This is a genomic window from Xanthomonas citri pv. citri, from assembly GCF_000961215.1.
GTDB lineage: Bacteria > Pseudomonadota > Gammaproteobacteria > Xanthomonadales > Xanthomonadaceae > Xanthomonas > Xanthomonas cissicola.
This window is the reverse complement of record NZ_CP008998.1, coordinates 4,923,053-4,940,732: the sequence shown is the minus strand read 5'-3', so window position 1 is coordinate 4,940,732 and position 17,680 is coordinate 4,923,053. Positions and strand designations below refer to the sequence as shown.

The following is a 17,680-nucleotide window of genomic DNA, read 5'->3' as shown; positions in this document are numbered from 1 at the left end:
CTCGCTCAGGGGGAAGAGGTGGCAGTGATGGGAAATTCGAACGGGCCGGCCGGTAGGCCGCTGCGGTCGTACAGGGTGCACACAGGGCTGTCGGCCCAGCAGTAACGCACCCGTGTGGCCTGCACGCCGGCAGGAAGACGCAGGCCGATCTCGCGCCCGGACAGCGTGGCGCTGGCGTAACGGCAGCTGCCGGCCGCATCGCCGCAGAGCTCGAAGCCGATCGGCGCGTCGTTGCCGTAACTCACCAGCGCGGTGTCGACATCGTCGAAGCCAATGCGCACGCTCTCGCCCTCGCGGCGCGCGTTGCGCGCGACCGGGCCGGAAGGTGCAATCGCTTCGCCATACACCACGTGCCGCGCCGCGCGCGCCAGGCGTCGGCCCAGCTCCTGCTTGTTGGCCGGATGGATGTCGTAGCGGTCGCCGATATCGATCGCCACCGCCAACCCTGCGTGCGCGTCGCTGGCCACGAAACGCCGCTGCGCCTCGCGCAATTGCGCCCAACCGCTGTCGGTTGGCTGGGTAGGCGGTGCGCCGTAATTGGCCAGCTGCACCACCAGCAGCGGCAGGTCTGCGCCGAAGCGCTGCCGCCAGTCGCGCTGCCAGGCAGTGAGCAAGGCCGGGTAGCGCGCTGCATCGCCGGTATTGGATTCGCCCTGGTACCACAGCACGCCGCGCAGGCCCAGGTGTTCCAGCGGCGCGATCATGCCGTTGTACAAGGTGGTCAGCCCGGCCGCCGACGACCACGGTGCGCGCGGTGGCGTGCCCACTGCCTGCGGCACGATGCGGTATTGCCAGGGCGCGTCCAGCGCCACGGTGCTGCCGTCTGCAAATTGCAGTGCGCGCGATGGCGCGTCGCCCAGCAGCCCGCCGCGCCGGTAGGTGTTGAGCACATTGAGCACGATGCTGTTGCGCCCGGCATGCAGCTGCCCGCGCGGCAACGCGTAGCGACGCGGCTGGTCCGCGCCGTAGCTGCTGCCCACGCCGCGTCCGTTGACCCAGGTCTGGTCCAGTTCGTCTACCGGCCCGAGTAGCAACGTGGCGTCCTGTGCGGCCTGTGCCGGGGTCAGTTCGACGCTGGTGCGGTACCAGACCATGCCGTTGAAGCCGACCAGTTGCGGCACGCCCCAGTCGTCCCATGCGCCCAAGGCCGACGGCGCGCTCTGCCAGTCGCCGGGCGCATCCGGCTGCCACGGTTCGCCTTCGCCATGGGCACGCCACCAGCGTTCCCACAGCGCGGCCCAACGCGGTGCGGCCGCGACCGGGTCGGTTGCATAGCGCGCCAGCACATCCAGTGCCGGACCATCGTCGCCGGCGGCACGCAGGGCCTTGTCGCCGATCCAGGCCTGCAGTTGCGAACCGCCCCACGACGCATTGATCAACCCCATCGGCACGTCGATCTTCTTCTGCAACTCGCGTGCGAAGTAATAACAGGCAGCCGAAAAGTCTTTGACCGTCTCCGGCGTGGTGCGCTGCCACGTTGCAGTGCCGCCGAGACCGCGTTGCGGTGTCGGGCTGGATTGTGCGGGCACCTTGAACATGCGGATGCTGGGGTGGTCGGCATCGGCGATCTCGCTGCGCGAATCCAGCGTGCGATGCACCTGCAATTCCATGTTCGATTGCCCCGAGCACAGCCAGACATCGCCGATCAGCACATCATCGATCTGCTGCATCGCACCGTTGGCAGCGCTGGCCTTCAGGCTGTACGGGCCGCCGGCGGCGTGCGCGGGCAAGCGCGCTTCCCAGTGACCTTGCCGGTCTGCGCGAGCCTGCACCTGCGTACTCTCCAGTTGCACGGTCACACGTGTGCCCGGCGCCGCATCGCCCCACAGGCGGATCGGCGCATCGCGTTGCAGCACCGCATGGTCCTGAAAAATGGGATGCAGTAGCGGCGCATCCGTTGCGCTCGCAAGTTGCGGCAGCAGCAACGCCGACAGCGTGCCGATCACTATCTTTACGCGACATGCGCTCACTTCGGATTCCCCGGTGCATACGGAAATGTCAGTGCCTGGTAATACGCCAGCGGGTGCGCCGGCGGGCTGACGCCTGCAGGCAACGGGCGCCCGGACACGTTCTGGAAATAGGCGATGCTGGCATCGCGCCACCACTGCGCTTCACGCTGCTGGATCGCCAGGAAATCGGCGACCTGCTGGTAGCGCTGTGCATCGATCTTGCCGGCCAGGCCTTGCCAGGTCGTGCGCATCGCAGCGACCTCGGCCACGCCATGGTCGTAACGCCACACCAGCTCGTCCCACAGCGGCCTGCCGGAGGCCATGCGGTGATCCCACCGCACATGATGGAACCACAGCAGCAACGGCTCGGGCACGCGCTGCACATCGCCGAATACGCGCGCCACGGGCGGCGCATATTGCGCAACGGCATTGCTGCCGCTGGCGCTGCGGTCGAAGCCAATCCCGTTGCGGTCGGCGCGGTGGTAATACACCGGATCCCAGTCCGGGCGTTCGCTGCCGGCATCCCACGGTGCCGGGCCGTAATGGTGGCCGCGCCCCATCAGGTGATGCAGACCGAGCGGAGTCATATAGTCCACCACCGCCTCGCGCGAACGCAGCATCATGCCCACCACCGGCTCGACCACCGCCGGGTCGTTGGAAAATGTCATGCGCGCCCATTCCTGCGCAATGGCCTGCGGCGACAGCTGCGGGTCCCACGCCAGCCGCCCGTACGCGTACCAGTTGGCCTGATCGAAGATCGAGCCGCTCCAGTTGTGATCGGCGCCAATATTGGCCACGCCGGCAATACCGGTCAGCCGTGTGCGTTTGCTCTCGGGGAACAAGCGGCCATCCACTGTCTTTGCAACGGTCGAGCCCTTGCCGCGCGCATAGGTGTCGGCTTGCAAGGTCTCGGAAAATAGCGGGCCCAGATAGGCCAGGTGGGTGGAAAAGCCGAGATATTCCTTGGTGATCTGAAACTCCGGCATCAATGGCGTCTTGCGCATCGCACCGAACAACGGGTGAAATGGCTCGCGCGGCTGGAAGTCGATGGCCCCGTTTTTCACCTGCACGATCACGTTGTCGGCAAATGCACCATCCAGCGGCACGAACTCGCTGTAAGCCTGCTTGGCGCGATCGTCCGGCTGTTCATGCGAGTAAACAAAGGCGCGCCACATCACCACTCCGCCATGTGGCGCCAGTGCGTCGGCCAGCAGGTTCGCGCCGTCGGCGTGGCTGCGTCCATAGTCTTGCGGGCCGGGCTGGCCTTCGGAGTTGGCCTTGACCAGAAACCCGCCGAAATCCGGAATGCGCGCATAGATGGCGTCGGCGGTGTCGCGCCACCAGCGCTGTACCTGCGGGTCCAGCGGGTCGGCGGTTTTCAGGCCACCGATTTCGATCGGTGCACTGAAGCGCGCGCTGAGGAATACGGCAATCCCGTAGGGACGAAACACGTTTGCCAGGGCTGCCGCCTTGTCGAGGTATTGCGGCGTCAGACTCCAGGCGTTGGCATTGACGTTGTTGAGCACGGTTCCATTGATGCCCAGCGATGCATTGGCACGCGCGTAGTCGGTGTAACGCGGATCCAGGTAGCCGGGCAGCGTCTGCCAGTTCCACAGCGACGCGCCGGCATAGCCACGTTCCACCAGACCATCGAGATTGTCCCAATGATTGAGCATGCGTAGCTGCAGGCGTGGCGATGTGCGCACATCCAGCGCCGCAAGCGACTGTCCGGTCTGCAGCAGACGCAACAGGTGGAATGTGCCGTATAACACCCCGATATCGCTGCCCCCGACAATGGCGGTGACGCGATGTCCATCAATCTCGGCGCTACGAATGAGATAGCCGTCGCGGCCCAACTGGCCGGCATTGAGCTTCAGGGCCGCAATCTGTGGCGCGCTGGCGGCGCCCAATACGAGTGCGCCATCCTGCGTCACCGCGTCCACGCGCGGCGGTGTGCTTCCCAATAATCCCTGCAGGCCGCGCGCCAGTTCATCGCGTGCTGCGTGCAGGGTGGGCGAGTCGCCAACGACGACCAATTGGCTGGCACTGTCGCGCAATTGCGCGGCATTGGCCAGCGGTTGGTAGCGCAACCATAGATCGTAGCCATCTTCGGCATGCGCGCTTGCGGTGACCAGCAGGCCACTGCATAACAGCGCCAGCCACATCAATGCCGGCAGCGTAATTGCGCCAGTACCGATGCCATGTCGCTTCATTGCAGACCCGCTCATGCGGCATGCTCGAGCGTCACGGACGCATGCAGGCGCATATCGCCGCTCTGCCTGCTTCCCGGTACCATGGCTCGCACTGTCATACCTGCACTCGGCGTCCGCGTTACCGCAGCAGCGCCCGTGCATCCCGCAGCTTTTGCACGCATTTGAAGAGGCCACGCTTGGAGAAGGTCAGGAAATCGGTCCGCCGCACCAGCCGCGCGACCACCATCGACGAGGTGGCAGCGCTGGCAAAGGTCTCGCCGATGACGGTCTCGCGCGTGGTCAACAATACCGGCAGCGTGCGCGATGCCACCCGCGAACGGGTCATGCGCGCAGTCGACAAGCTGGGCTACACGCCCAATCTTGCCGCCAGTGCACTGGCGGCCGCGCAGAGCACGCGGATTGCGTTGATCTACAGCGATCCCAGCGGCGCCTACTTGCGCGAGTTGCTGCTGGGCGTGTTGCGGGTGGCATCGCGTACGTCGATCCAGCTGGTGATCGACTGCTGGGACGACCTGGACGCCGATGCCGAACGCAAGGCGGCACGCAAGCTCGCCAAGGGCGTTGCCGGTGTGATCCTGCCGCCGCCCTTGTGCGAATCCAGGGCTGCAGTGCTGGAGTTGGTGCGCGCCAAGGTGCCGGTGGTGGCGATCGCCTCCAACCATTTCAGCCCGGATGTGGCGTGTGTGCGCATCGACGAATTCGCTGCAGCCAAAGAGATCACCGAACACCTGATCGCACGGGGGCATACGCGCATCGGCTACATCGCCGGGCATCCGAATCTGTCGGCCAGCACGCGGCGCTTCGAAGGCTTTCAGGCGGCGCTGGCCGACGCCGGTTTGCGAATGGATCGGCACCTGGTGCAGCCGGGCGATTACACCTACAAATCCGGCCTGGTCGCCGCGGAAAAATTGCTGGCGCGCAAACGTCGCCCCAGCGCCATCTTCGCCAGCAACGACGACATGGCCGCCGCGGCAATCTCGGTCGCGCACCGGCGCGGTCTGGATGTGCCGCGCGATCTGTCGGTGGTCGGGTTCGACGACACCTCTGCCGCCACTGCGGTGTGGCCGGAAATCACCACCGTGCAGCAGCCCATCGCCGCCATGGCCGATGCCGCGCTGGACATCTTGCTGAAGACGATTCGCGCCAGGGAGCGTACGGCAAGGATGGTCGATCATGTGGTCGCGCACCTGCTGGTCAAGCGGGATTCGGTAGCCGCACCGATAGCGGACGATGCGGCCGAGTCAACGTAGCGATCAGATCACTGCATGCCGCAGGGCGGATGTGGTCGTCTCGCAGGCCTGCATGCAACACATCAGCATTGCCGGTGTGCGCTCACGTCTCTGTGGTCGCGCATCACATTGGCAGCCAGTGCTGGCCGCCGCAGTGTGGTAGCTGGCCCACCGTCGAGATGCAGACAGTCATTGCACGCGCCAGGTGAGGCGAAGCGCGTGCAGTGGCAAGGCTCAACGCGTCAGATACTGATTGATCAGGTTTTCATACGCTTCCTGGCGGCCGCTGATCTGCTGGGGCGCATTGCCGGCCGCATGCTTGGCCAGATCCGCCAATGTGGTCTTGCCTGCGGCAAAGTCCGCGCCCGCGCCGCTGTCGAAGCTGGCGTAACGCTCGGCGCGCCACTGTTCCAGCGGCGAGGCGGTCAGCAGCGCGTTGGCCACTTCCAGCCCGCGGGCGAACGCGTCCATGCCGCCGATGTGGGCCAGGAACAGGTCCTGCGGGTCGGACGATTCGCGACGCACCTTGGCATCGAAGTTCAAGCCGCCCGGTGCCAGCCCGCCCTGCCGCAGCACCACCAGCATGGCGCCGACGGTGTCGTACAGGTCGGTCGGGAACTGGTCGGTGTCCCAGCCGTTCTGCGGATTGCCGCGGTTGGCATCGATGCTGCCGAGCAGGCCGGCGTCGGATGCCACCTGCAGGTCGTGCTCGAAGCTGTGGCCCGACAGCGTGGCGTGGTTGGCTTCGATATTGAGCTTGAAATCCTGGTCCAGGCCATGCTGACGCAGGAAGCCGATCACCGTGGCGCTATCAAAATCGTACTGGTGCTTCATCGGCTCCATGGGTTTCGGCTCGATCAGGAAGTTGCCTTTGAAGCCGATGCTGCGGCCGTAGTCGCGCGCCAGGGTGAGGAAGCGCGCCATGTTGTCCTGCTCGCGCTTCATCTGCGTGTTGTGCAGGCAGGCATAGCCTTCGCGCCCGCCCCAGAACACGTAGTTCTCGCCGCCCAGCGCCACCGTGGCATCGATCGCGGCCTTGACCTGCACCGCCGCACGCGCCACGACATTGAAGTCCGGGTTGGTCGAGGCACCATTCATGTAGCGCGGATGCGAGAACAGGTTGGCCGTGCCCCACAGCAGCTTGATGCCGGTGTCGGCCTGGCGCTGCTTGGCAACGCCCACCATGTGCTTGAGGTTGCTCTCGTACTCAGTGATGTCATCGGCATCCGGCGACAGGTCGATGTCGTGAAAGCAGTAGTACGGCACGCCGAGCTTGGTGAAGAACTCGAACGCCGCATCGGCCTTGGCTTCGGCACGGTTCAACGCGGTATCGCCCACATCCCACGGATACGCACGCGTGCCCGGGCCGAACGGATCGGCGCCATTGCCGCAGAAGCTGTGCCAGTAGGCCACGGCAAAGCGCAGATGCTCGGCCATGGTCTTGTCGCCGATGGTCTTGTTGGCGTCGTAGACCTTGAACGCGAGCGGGTTGTCCGAATCGCGGCCTTCGAAACCGATCTTGCCGATGCCGGGGAAATATTCTTTCGCGCCGATGTACACGGTGTTGCTCATGGGGTGAAGCTCCTGCGTCAAGGGGAGGGGAACAGTGGAAGGCGTCGCCACCGAGCGCCTGCAGCCACGCACTGCGGCGCGCGCGCAACCAGCACAGGCGGCATGCTTGCGCGCAGTACCGCACGTGCGCGACGGAAAATGTTAGCGCTACCACAATTGCGGCCGAAAAAAGCCACGCCATGGAGCGAAGCTGGAGATGCCATGCCTATCCGGGGGAACAATGTCCTTGCGACTTTACCCAGCCCGGCGCGGAAAGGCTTGCTGCGCTGCGAGATACGAACTGGTCTGTGGTCGCCGGATGGGGGGACGCCGGTGATGCGCCTGGCGTGCTGCCCTCTCCCGCCCTTCGGGCACTCCCTCCGGCGTGCGGAGAGGGAACTGCGTGGAACAGGGCGCGCGCTTCCCGCAACGGGGGCTTGCTCCCTTCTCCCGTTCACGGGGAAGGTGCCCGAAGGGCGGATGGGCGAGGGGCCGCGCCGTCACACCGCACGCCCCTCATCGCACCGGCCACGGCAGCTACAATGGCCGGCTTATGACCGCTGTCCTGCCGCTGCCGCAACCCCTGGCCGACCCCGCGCCGCGCGACCCGCGCCAGCGGCTGCAGCGTGAGCAGCTGCGCCTGGGCAAGCGCCTGCAGCGCCAGGTGGGCCAGGCGATTGCCGACTTCGGCATGATCGCGCCCGGCGACAAGATCATGGTCTGCCTGTCCGGTGGCAAGGACAGCTACACCTTGCTGGACATGCTGCTGCAGTTGCAGCGCAAGGCGCCGGTGCCGTTCAGCCTGGTGGCGGTCAATCTGGACCAGAAGCAGCCCGACTTCCCCGCCCATGTGCTGCCGGCCTACCTGCGCGGGCTGGGTGTGCCGTTCGCTATCGTCGAGCAGGACACCTATTCGGTGGTCAGCCGGGTGATTCCGGCCGGCAAGACGATGTGTTCGCTGTGCTCGCGGCTGCGGCGCGGCGCGCTGTATGCCTATGCCCAGACGCATGGCGTGACCAAGATCGCGCTCGGCCACCATCGCGACGACATCGTGGCCACCTTCTTCATGAACCTGTTTCACCACGCGCGGCTGGCGGCGATGGCGCCCAAGCTGCGCAGCGACGACGGCGCGCATGTGGTGATCCGCCCGCTGGCCTACGTGCGCGAGGCCGACATCGCGGCGTACGCGCAGGCGCGGCAGTTTCCGATCATTCCGTGCAACTTGTGCGGCAGCCAGGAAAACCTGCAGCGCCAGCAGGTCGGCAAGCTGCTGCAGCAATGGGACCGCGAGTCCCCCGGGCGCGTGGAACAGATTGCACGCGCCTTGGGCGATGTTCGCCCGGAGCAATTGGCCGACCGCACGTTGTTCGATTTCCTGGCGCTGGGCCGCAGCGGCGATGCGCCGAGCGGTCTTGATCCCGATCCCCGCGCGTGGCTGTCCGCCGGCCACGCCACACACGACAGCGACTGACGCGGCCGATCCGGACGCCGGCAGTCTTTCCACCCTCCACATCTTTCTTTATTCGGTCCAACGCATGTTCTTTCGCAATCTCACCCTGTTCCGTTTTCCCACCACCCTGGATTTTTCGCAGATCGACACCTTGCTGCCGCCCGTGCAGCTCAAGCCGGTCGGCCCGCTGGAAATGAGTTCGCGCGGCTTCATCTCCCCGTTCGGCCGCGACGAGCAGGAAGTGCTCTCGCACCGTCTGGAAGATTTTCTGTGGCTCACCGTCGGCGGCGAGGACAAGATCCTGCCCGGCGCGGTGGTCAACGACCTGCTCGAGCGCAAGGTGGCCGAGATCGAGGAAAAGGAAGGCCGCCGCCCCGGCGGCAAGGCACGCAAGCGCCTCAAGGACGACCTGATCCATGAGCTGCTGCCGCGCGCCTTCGTCAAGAGCTCGCGCACCGACGCCATCCTGGACCTGCAGCACGGCTACATCGCGGTCAACAGCTCCAGCCGCAAGAGCGGCGAGAACGTGATGAGCGAGATCCGCGGCGCGCTGGGCAGCTTTCCCGCGCTGCCGCTCAATGCCGAAGTGGCCCCGCGCGCCATCCTCACCGGCTGGATCGCCGGCGAACCCTTGCCCGAAGGCCTCAGCCTGGGCGAAGAGTGCGAGATGAAGGACCCGATCGAAGGCGGCGCGGTGGTCAAGTGCCAGCACCAGGAATTGCGCGGCGACGAGATCGACAAGCACCTGGAGGCCGGCAAGCAGGTCACCAAGCTGGCGCTGGTGCTGGACGACAATCTCTCGTTCGTGCTCGGCGACGATCTGGTCATCCGCAAGCTCAAGTTCCTCGACGGCGCCCTGGATCAGCTCGAACACAGCGAAGACGACGGCGCACGCGCCGAACTCGACGCACGCTTTGCGTTGATGAGCGCCGAGATCCGCCGCTTGTTCCTGTTGCTGGAAACCGCATTGAAGTTGAGCAAGGCCGAGTAACCGGAAGGTCGAACGGTGGCGGCGTTGAGGCGCGATTCGAGGCGTGAATCGAACGTTCTCGGTGCGTCGAGGACGCGGCGCCCTCACCGCTTGCGGGACACGCCGTGAATCCAGCCGTGGAGGCTCGGCGGCGGCATCCATGCCGACACACGGTCCCGCAGGCGGTGAGCACACCGCACCAGCGCGTGCTTGCGTTGCTTTCGTGAAGGACAGACGTGCGATGTGTACTGCGACGGTGACGGATAAGAGCCCGACAGCACGCCGCAGATCAGCTGCTCTACAACCGATCCATCGGTTGTCCAATCGCTTCCAGAGACGACACCGATCACGGTCTGGCAGTCATCGAGTGCGGCAATCGACGCGTCTCACCGCCTGACACATCGCGGCGGTATCCTGTGCGCATGTTCAAGCCCGTCCGCCGCCTGATTGCACCGCCCTCGCAGGTTGTCGAACGCGACTGCGTGCGCGTGCAGCTGGACGGCCGCGACATCGCGGTACTGCGCGTGCGCGACCCGCGCGCGCGACGCATCAAACTGAGCGTCGACGAGCGCGGCGCACGGCTGACCTTGCCGCTGCGCGCGAGCCTGATTTCCGGCGAACGGTTTCTGCATGCGCATCTGGACTGGCTGACCACACAGCTGTCGCGGTATCAGCAGGTCGATGCGTTTCCTGCACTTGAGCGTGGCGTGCCCGGGCAGCTGCCGTTGCGCGGTGCGTTGCTGCCGTTGAGCTGGCACGAAGGGCGCTATGCACGCATCGATATCACCGACGACGGGGCGCAGTTCCACGTGCCGACCCGCCTGGGCGATGCAGGCCTGCGCCGCACGCTGAAGGAATTCTACGAAGCGCAGGCGCGCGCCGATGTCGGCCGTTGGTTGCCCACTTATCTGCCCGGCCTGCCGCGCGCCCCGGCGCGGCTGCGGCTGAAGATGATGTCCTCGCAGTGGGGCTCGCTGGCACCGGATGGCTCGATGGCGCTGGACCTGGCGCTGGTACTCGGCCGCCCGTCCGCGTTCGAATACGTGCTGGTGCACGAGCTCTGCCACCTGGTGCAGGCCAACCACTCGCCCGCGTTCTGGGCCGAAGTGGAGCAGCGTTTTCCCAGCTGGCGCGAGGAGCGCAGTTACTTCCACGAACACGGCCGCCAGCTCAAGGCGCAGCTGCGTCGGTTGCTGCACGCGCAGTGACGCAGGCGTAGCGCGCAAGGCCGCGGTGAGGCCCCGTTCGCGGCAGTGGTACGGGTGCGGCAACAGCAACAGGCGATCCAGCGAGTGGTCAGAGCTGCAGCGAAGAGGCCGCTAGCGCCACGCGTAGGAGGCAGCCCGGGCAAGTTGCCGGCAGGCCAGCGGCGACAGCCAGGCAACGCGTTTTGACAGGGCGTGTTCTGCAGCCGCAGCGCCCGCGTCCAGGGTGCGCGCCGACATCCAGTGGTCGGCGCGACACGCCGCTGCCCACGCCTGGTCCAACAGGACCCGATCGCCGGCATCCAGGTGGTCGGCGGCGCGCACCGCCTGGATGAAGGTCCACGGCGCATGCCACCGATCGAAGGATTCAAGTACGCCCACGACACGGGCGGCATCTGCCGTGGATCTAGTTCACCTGCGCGATTCGCATCTGCGCATCACGCGTGACGCAAACCATCCAAAAAGGCGTTGATCACCGCCGCGACCGCTTCCGGTGCTTCCATATGCACGTGGTGGGTGCCGGGCAGCAGCTGCAGGCGCGCATCGCGCATCATCGCCACGCGGTGGTCGCGCAATGCGTCCGGGAAATACGGCTGTGCGGGCGTGGCGAAGATCGTCTGGGCGGGGCAGGCGATGGAGGCCAGCAGCACGTCGATCTGCGCTTCGGTCATGCGGATGGCGGTGGGCAGGGTCAGGCGCGGATCGCTGCACCAGCTGTAGCCACCTTCCACCACGCGTACGCCGCGTTCGACCAGCAGCCGTGCAGCCGGTTCGGTGAGTTGGTTGGCCATCATGCGCGCGCGTACCGGCATTTCCATCGACGCAAACACCCGCAGCGGCCGCTGCGCTAGCGTGCGTGCCGACGCGACTGCATCGCGCAGGCGTGTGGCGGTGTTTTCCACGGGCTCGGCCAGCGCGCCCAGCGCCTCGATGGCGATCAAGGCCTCCACGCGCTCGGGCGCGGCGGCGGCCAGCAGGCTGGCAATGCCGCCGCCCATCGAGTGGCCGAGCAGGGTGAAGCGCTCCCAGCCCAGGGCATCGGCGACCTGCAACAACAGGGCGATCGCGCTGCTGAGCGTGTATTCGGCGCCTGTCGGCAGCCAGGCGCTGTGGCCGTGGCCGGGCAGATCCAGCAGCACCAGGTCCAGCTCCTGCGCGTGCAGATGCGCGCTCAGTGGCACGAAGCTGGCCGCGTTATCCAGCCAGCCATGCAAGGCCAGCACCCGGCGCGGGCCGCGATTTTGGTTGCGCAATCCGGTGACCCGGCCGATGGCCAGGTCGCATGCAAACGGCTCCAACTTCACGCGCGGCGCGCCATGGCGGCCAGCGCGTGCGCATGCGCATCGCTGGCGTTGAGGCAGGGGATGTAGCTGAGGGTGGCGCCACGTTCGGCCAGCGTTTCGGAAAAGCCCAGCGCTACTTCTTCCAGCGTTTCCAGACAGTCGGTGGCAAAGCCGGGGCAGACCAGGTCGAAACTGCGCACGCCGCCTTCAGCCAGTTTCCACAGCGTGGGTTCGGCGTACGGCTGCAGCCAGCGCTCGGCGCCGAAGCGCGACTGGTAGCCCATCTGCCACTCGTCCGCGCCCAGCCCCAGCGCTGCCACAATCGCCTGCGCGCTGCGTTCGCACTGCTGCGGATACGGGTCGCCGGCATCGGCCACGCGCTGCGGCAGGCCGTGGAAGGAGAACATCAACTTTTCGCTGCGCCCATGCACCTGCCAGTGCGCGCGGATCGACTCGGCGATCGCGGCCACCCAGCCGGTGTCCTCGCAGTAGTCCTGGATCACCTCCACCGCAATCTCCGGCGCGCTGGTGCGCCATGCATCCACCACGTCCTGGATCGAGGCGGTAGTGGTGGTCGAGTACTGCGGATACAGCGGCAGCACCACGATGCGCTTGATGCCGCGTGCGCGCAGCCGGTCCAGCGTCTTGCGCAACGCCGGCTCGCCGTAGCGCATGGCCCATTCCACATGCCAGTCGGGCATGACCGCTTGCAGGCCGCCGGCTAGGCGGCGCGTGTAGACCGCCAGCGGCGAGCCCTCCGGCAACCACACCTTGGCGTATTTTTCGGCCGATTTCGGCCCGCGGATCGGCAGGATCACCCCATACAGCAGCGGCTTCCAGAACAACGGCGGAATCGCGACCACGCGGCGGTCGCTCAGGAACTCGGCCAGGTAGCGGCGCACGGCCGGGGCGGTCGGCGATTCGGGGGTGCCCAGGTTGACGACCAGCAGGGCGGTATCGGGTGTCGTGTTCATGCGCACCATTCTGGCAGAGCCGGGCACCGCTGCCGACAACAGCGCAACGATCGCTGCGATCGGCCGTCTCTTCCATGCCGGTTGCGCTCACCACCGATTCATTGCGCCGGCACTACCGTCGCGGCATTGCTATCTTTAACGGATTCTTCCTTGGAGCTTGTCATGCCTCGTTTGTCGCGCCTGGCCCTGTTGTTGTCGCTGACGTTGGCCGCCGGCCATGCCGTCGCCGGCCCGGAAGAAGACCAGCGTGCACGAAATGCGGTGCGTGTGCTGACCGAGATCATGAAGATCCCCGAGCAGGCCATTCCGGACAAACTGCTCGACGAGGCGCGCGCCATCGTGGTCATTCCCGACACGCTGAAGGCCGGCCTGGTGATCGGCGGCCGTCGCGGCCACGGACTGATGTCGATGAAGAATGCCGATGGCAGCTGGTCGCAACCGGTGTTCGTCAAGCTGACTGGCGGCAGCATCGGCTTCCAGGCCGGCGTGCAGTCGTCCGACGTGGTGCTGGTGTTCCGCAACGACCGCAGCCTGGACAACATCGTCAACGGCAAGTTCACCCTTGGCGCCGATGCCGGCGTGGCCGCAGGCCCGGTCGGGCGCAACGCCGCTGCGGCTACCGATGGTCAGCTCAAGGCCGAAATCTGGTCATGGTCGCGTGCCCGTGGCCTGTTCGCCGGGGTTGCGCTGGACGGTGCGGTCCTGCAGATCGACGATGCCGCCGACCTCAATGCCTATGGCGGTGGCGCGACCCCGCGCATGATTTTCGAGGGCCGCACCAGCGAACGCCCGTCCACCGATGTGATCGCCTTCCGCGACCGGCTGGAAAAGGCCACCTACACCGCGCGCGCCAATCGCGGCACCGATGCCGCCGCCGATGACGCGCCGCCGGCACCGCGTCCGCAAACCCCGCCGCCGGCGCAGGCACAGCAACCGGCCACTGTGCCTCCGGCCAACGAAGCCAGCACCGTGCCGATGCAGCCCAGCGCCATGCCGCCGGCCCAGCAAGGTTTCCAGCCGGTATCGGAGGGCGAAATCCGCACCGAATCCCTAGACGGCAACCGCTAACGCACTGTCATCCCCCTGCGCGGTGCGCTGGGGTATCCTGCGTCTTCCTTCTTTTCAGCAAGCGAGCAGATCATGGGCGGTTTCAGCATTTGGCACTGGCTGATCGTGCTGGTGATCGTGTTGCTGGTGTTCGGTACCAAGCGGCTCACCAGCGGTGCCAAGGATCTCGGCAGCGCGGTCAAGGAATTCAAGAAAGGCATGCACGACGACGACAAGCCGGCCGGCAAGCTCGGCGACGACTCCCGCACTGCCGAGCAGGCGCGTGAGGCGCAGGCCGAACGCGACCGCGACGCGCGCTGATCCGGAGCGGCGTCGGTGTTTGACATAGGTGTTGGCGAACTGACGCTCATTGCGGTCGTCGCCCTGGTGGTGCTCGGCCCCGAGCGTTTGCCCAAGGCGGCCCGATTTGCCGGATTGTGGGTGCGCCGTGCGCGCATGCAGTGGGACTCGGTCAAGCAGGAACTCGAACGCGAACTTGAGGCCGAAGAGCTCAAGCGCAGCCTGCAGGACGTGCAAGCCTCGCTGCGCGAGGCCGAAGACCAGCTGCGCAACAAGCAACAGCAAGTCGAGCAGGGTGCCCGCGCGCTGCACGACGACGTCAGCCGCGATATCGACATCCGCGCCAGCGCCACGCCGGTGGCAACGCCGCTGGAACTGGCGCATGCGGATTGGTCTGCCAGCCCCGATGTCGATACGGCAGCAGGCGCAACCGATGCGGCTGGAGCTGCACACACCGCGCCGGTCATTGCGCAAGCTCAACCCATTGCGCCAGCGCCGCATCAAACCCTGGTTCCGGCTCCCCACGACGCGATAGTGCCGGCGCCGCACGCCGCGCATCTGGCCAGCGCGCCTGAGCCGGTCGCCGTCGTGCCAGTCGATGCGGGCACACCGGCTGCGTCGATGCCGAGCGCGCCAGCCAAGATCCAGGAGAAACAGCCGTGAGCCTGTTCGACGACGCACAGGCCGAAAGCAGTCTGATCGAGCATCTGGTCGAATTACGCGCCCGCCTGGTCCGCGGGCTGATCGGGCTGGGTGTGGTGTTGCTGGCCCTACTGCCGTTTTCGCGGGCGATCTATTCATGGCTGGCCGCACCGCTGATCTCGCAACTGCCGCTGGGGCAGACGATGATCGCGATGAACCCGGCCGGCGCATTCTTTGCCCCGCTCAAGCTGACCTTCTTCGTAGCGGTGTTCTTCAGCGTGCCGTGGCTGCTGTATCAGGCCTGGGCGTTCGTGGCGCCGGGGCTGTACCAGCGCGAAAAGAAGCTGGCATTCCCGCTGCTGGCGTCGGCGGTGGCGCTGTTCTATATCGGCTGCGCGTTCGCCTATTTCCTGGTGTTGCCGGCGGTGTTCCACTTCCTGACCACGTTCAAGCCGGACGTGATCGCCATTACCCCGGACGCCAATTCGTACCTGGATTTCGTGCTGGCCATTTTCTTCGCCTTCGGCGCGAGTTTCGAACTGCCGGTGGCCTTGGTGATCCTGGTGCTGCTGGGCTGGGTCAGCCCCAAGCAGCTCAGCGAAGGCCGGGGCTACGCCATCGTCGGCATCTTCATCCTGGCCGCCGTGCTGACCCCGCCAGACGTCGTATCGCAGCTGATGCTGGCCATCCCCATGTGCCTGCTCTACGAGCTGGGCATCATGGCCTCGCGTGCTGTGGCACCGAAGCCCGCTTAGTGCCGTCGCTGCACCGAGGCGCGCGCCGCAGTGATCGAACTGGCCGATCAGGGCATCGAAGCGGCGCCGTCGCATGCAGGTGGGCGGTTCGGTCGTCTTCGGGCACGCCAGGTCGCTGCGCGGTATCGCCCCGGATGCCATCGTCCATGTAGGAGCGCACCCGGGCGCGACGAAGCCTACGTCGAGAAGCCCCGGTCGCGCCCAGGTGCGCTCCTACGGCTGCGCGACCTCAAGCAACAAACACATCCGGCCGCGATGGCGGAGCTGGCTGGGCGACGGTGCCGTCGTGGGTGAACATCTGCTTCCATGCCGCATACACCGAGCCGGCGAACACCGGCATGAGCACCGCCATCAGCAGCAGCTGGGCCAGCCACATCGCCACGGTCTGGCCGGCGATCAGGCCGACGATCAGCGCCACGATCATCACCGCGAAATAGATGGCGAAGATGGCGATGAAGGCCAGCACGAAGAACACCAGCATCGCCGGCAGGTTGTGCAGGCTGGCGCGCAGGCTTTCGCGCAGCGCGTGACCGCCGGTGCTGCGGTCGAACATGACCTGCGGCGGCATCACGAACAGCGCCAGCGTCATCGCGGCGAAGGTGGCGATGGTCAGCAGCAGCCACAGCAGGATGCGCCCGGCCGGCAGGCTGGCGGCCAGTTGCTCGATCTGCACCGGATCCGGCTGCGCGCCGGACTGGCTGATCTGGTTGATCTTGACCATCACCTCGGACAACTGCTGCAGCCCGCTGGCGCCGATCATCGCCAGCAGCAGCACGCCCAGCAGCAGGCCGGCAATCAGCTGCGGCAGCAGCGACACCAGCAGATGCGGCGCGCGACCGTCCTGCAGGCCATGCAGCAAATGCGACGGTTTGGCGATGCGGCCTTCGTCCACTTCGCGGATGGCCCACAGCAGGCCGCCCATGAACAACGGGCCGGCCAGCACCAGCAGGAATTGCAGAGCCGGGCCCAACAGCGGCACCAGGACAGATAGCGACACCACCAACGAGGCGGCCACGCTCCAGATCACCCCCAGCGAGCCAAGCGCCAGCGGCGCCCGCTTCAACAGCGAGAAACCGGTCAACAGCCACTCTGCGCCGGCAGATGCCGGCACCTTACGAATTTCGCTCATTCCCATTCCGGATCGATACGCGCGCCGGACCATCCGGCGTCACGCGATTATCGCTGCTTTTAGGTGTGCGCGGCGGGACGAGCGCTCACTGTCTGCAGCCGGCGTGCGTGATGCACGAAGCGGCGCAACAGCTTGCGCGCGATGGGGGCGGCGGTGACCTCGCGGGCGACCGTGCGGGCGCAACGTCCGTGGCGGGCGATGCAGTCGGCACGCGCCTGCACATAGCCGCGCATGTGGTGGGTGGCGAATTCGGGGTGGAACTGGACGCCCCAGGTGGCCCGGCCCCAGCGGAAGGCATGGCAGCGGTCCTGCCGGGAGTGCGCCAGCACGACGGCGCCGTCCGGGGCACGCACGACCGTCTGCAGATGGGTGGCATGGGCCGGGAACTGCGGCGGAAGCCCTGCGAATAAAGGATCCTGCTCGGCCGGCGGGTGCAGCTCCAGCGCGATGGTGCCGGATTCGCGCCCGGCCGGGTTGTAGTCGACCTCGCCGCCCAGCGCGTGCGCCAGCAACTGGTGCCCGTAGCAGATGCCCAGCAGCGGCATGCCTTGATGGGCGGCATGGCGCAGCCATTCGGCACTGCGTTCGCTCCAGTCGGCGCGGTCGGTGACGAAGGCCGCCGAACCGCTGACGATGATGCCGGCAAAGTCGGCCGGGTCGGGCAGCGCGTCGCCATTGGCGACGTCGATGGCCACCGTTTCCTGCTCGGCCAGCCCGGCCGCCACGCGGATCCAGTGCGGAAAACGGCCGTATCGCTTCATCTCCGGCACGGGCTGCCCGGTTTCGATGATCAGGAACGGCAAAACGGACATGCGCGAAGATCCGGACACAACAGATGCCCCCGATTGTAGGCGGCAGCGACGCGTTTTTTTCAAGCGCCACTCCAAGACGCGCGCTGCGGGTCATTGCCGAATGACATGTCCTGATGCCCTCGCAGCGAGATGCGGATGAGGGTAGCGGTGGTTGCCGACTGGTGCATGTCC

Annotated in this window: 17 protein-coding genes; 8 read left to right on the top strand and 9 right to left on the bottom strand. The window is 66.5% G+C overall.

The features are described 5' to 3' along the window. Positions 1-5: 5 nt before the first annotated feature. The 3 genes from AMD14_RS21635 to AMD14_RS25435 form a co-directional block, all read right to left on the bottom strand. Positions 6-1,970, bottom strand: a complete 1,965-nt coding sequence (locus tag AMD14_RS21635) for a sialate O-acetylesterase (RefSeq protein WP_011052823.1) — start codon at positions 1,968-1,970, stop codon at positions 6-8. Beyond that, the gene (locus tag AMD14_RS21630) at positions 1,967-4,162 is read right to left on the bottom strand and encodes an alpha-glucuronidase family glycosyl hydrolase (protein ID WP_015463770.1); all 2,196 of its coding nucleotides are present in this window, start codon (positions 4,160-4,162) and stop codon (positions 1,967-1,969) included. The genes AMD14_RS21635 and AMD14_RS21630 overlap by 4 nt, the downstream gene beginning before the upstream one ends. A 118-nt stretch (positions 4,163-4,280) precedes the next feature. Beyond that, positions 4,281-4,487 (bottom strand): hypothetical protein, encoded by a 207-nt coding sequence (locus tag AMD14_RS25435; RefSeq protein WP_005929711.1) that lies wholly within the window; start codon positions 4,485-4,487, stop codon positions 4,281-4,283. Between AMD14_RS25435 and AMD14_RS21625 the strand changes: the two genes are divergently transcribed. Then, complete coding sequence (locus AMD14_RS21625; protein ID WP_223293145.1) at positions 4,396-5,412, top strand: LacI family DNA-binding transcriptional regulator; 1,017 nt, start codon at positions 4,396-4,398, stop codon at positions 5,410-5,412. The genes AMD14_RS25435 and AMD14_RS21625 overlap by 92 nt on opposite strands. A 213-nt stretch (positions 5,413-5,625) precedes the next feature. Here the strand turns inward: AMD14_RS21625 and xylA are convergent, their stop codons facing one another. Then, positions 5,626-6,963, bottom strand: coding sequence for a xylose isomerase (gene xylA, locus AMD14_RS21620; protein WP_003481946.1), 1,338 nt, complete (start codon positions 6,961-6,963; stop codon positions 5,626-5,628). 532 nt (positions 6,964-7,495) lie between these two features. Between xylA and ttcA the strand changes: the two genes are divergently transcribed. The 3 genes from ttcA to AMD14_RS21605 all read left to right on the top strand — a co-directional run bounded on the left by ttcA (position 7,496) and on the right by AMD14_RS21605 (position 10,570). Beyond that, positions 7,496-8,413 carry a tRNA 2-thiocytidine(32) synthetase TtcA gene (gene ttcA, locus AMD14_RS21615; protein WP_011052820.1) on the top strand — a complete coding sequence of 306 codons (918 nt, stop codon included), beginning with the start codon at positions 7,496-7,498 and terminating at the stop codon, positions 8,411-8,413. 64 nt (positions 8,414-8,477) lie between these two features. Beyond that, positions 8,478-9,383, top strand: a complete 906-nt coding sequence (locus AMD14_RS21610) for a recombination-associated protein RdgC (protein WP_003484983.1) — start codon at positions 8,478-8,480, stop codon at positions 9,381-9,383. A 401-nt stretch (positions 9,384-9,784) separates the two neighbouring features. Further along, positions 9,785-10,570: a YgjP family zinc-dependent metalloprotease gene (locus AMD14_RS21605; RefSeq protein WP_015463768.1), complete on the top strand. Its 786-nt coding sequence runs from the start codon at positions 9,785-9,787 to the stop codon at positions 10,568-10,570. A 111-nt stretch (positions 10,571-10,681) separates the two neighbouring features. Here the strand turns inward: AMD14_RS21605 and AMD14_RS21600 are convergent, their stop codons facing one another. Genes AMD14_RS21600 through hemH form a run of 3 tightly spaced genes read right to left on the bottom strand, consistent with a single transcriptional unit; the run spans position 10,682 to position 12,833 of the window. Continuing rightward, entirely contained in the window at positions 10,682-10,948 is a 267-nt protein-coding gene (locus tag AMD14_RS21600) for a hypothetical protein (protein ID WP_005917636.1), read from the bottom strand. Between the two features lie 56 nt (positions 10,949-11,004). Continuing rightward, a complete protein-coding gene (locus tag AMD14_RS21595) occupies positions 11,005-11,865 on the bottom strand; it encodes an alpha/beta fold hydrolase (RefSeq protein ID WP_040107819.1) in 861 nt (286 codons plus the stop codon). A 2-nt stretch (positions 11,866-11,867) separates the two neighbouring features. Beyond that, positions 11,868-12,833, bottom strand: a complete 966-nt coding sequence (gene hemH, locus AMD14_RS21590) for a ferrochelatase (RefSeq protein WP_015463766.1) — start codon at positions 12,831-12,833, stop codon at positions 11,868-11,870. Between the two features lie 153 nt (positions 12,834-12,986). On the opposite strand from hemH, the gene AMD14_RS21585 reads away from it, so the two are divergent. The 4 genes from AMD14_RS21585 to tatC all read left to right on the top strand — a co-directional run bounded on the left by AMD14_RS21585 (position 12,987) and on the right by tatC (position 15,568). Beyond that, complete coding sequence (locus AMD14_RS21585) at positions 12,987-13,892, top strand: lipid-binding SYLF domain-containing protein (RefSeq protein WP_011052816.1); 906 nt, start codon at positions 12,987-12,989, stop codon at positions 13,890-13,892. A gap of 72 nt (positions 13,893-13,964) precedes the next feature. Next, the gene (gene tatA, locus AMD14_RS21580) at positions 13,965-14,192 is read left to right on the top strand and encodes a Sec-independent protein translocase subunit TatA (RefSeq protein WP_003484969.1); all 228 of its coding nucleotides are present in this window, start codon (positions 13,965-13,967) and stop codon (positions 14,190-14,192) included. A gap of 15 nt (positions 14,193-14,207) precedes the next feature. After that, entirely contained in the window at positions 14,208-14,834 is a 627-nt protein-coding gene (gene tatB / locus AMD14_RS21575; protein ID WP_003484968.1) for a Sec-independent protein translocase protein TatB, read from the top strand. Then, positions 14,831-15,568, top strand: a complete 738-nt coding sequence (gene tatC / locus AMD14_RS21570; protein ID WP_005929678.1) for a twin-arginine translocase subunit TatC — start codon at positions 14,831-14,833, stop codon at positions 15,566-15,568. The genes tatB and tatC overlap by 4 nt, the downstream gene beginning before the upstream one ends. A gap of 229 nt (positions 15,569-15,797) precedes the next feature. Here tatC and AMD14_RS21565 read toward each other — a convergent pair whose 3' ends face one another. Both AMD14_RS21565 and AMD14_RS21560 read right to left on the bottom strand, forming a co-directional pair. After that, a complete protein-coding gene (locus AMD14_RS21565; protein WP_003484965.1) occupies positions 15,798-16,697 on the bottom strand; it encodes a BPSS1780 family membrane protein in 900 nt (299 codons plus the stop codon). A gap of 59 nt (positions 16,698-16,756) precedes the next feature. Next, positions 16,757-17,509: a glutamine amidotransferase gene (locus AMD14_RS21560; protein WP_005923112.1), complete on the bottom strand. Its 753-nt coding sequence runs from the start codon at positions 17,507-17,509 to the stop codon at positions 16,757-16,759. Positions 17,510-17,680: the final 171 nt, after the last annotated feature.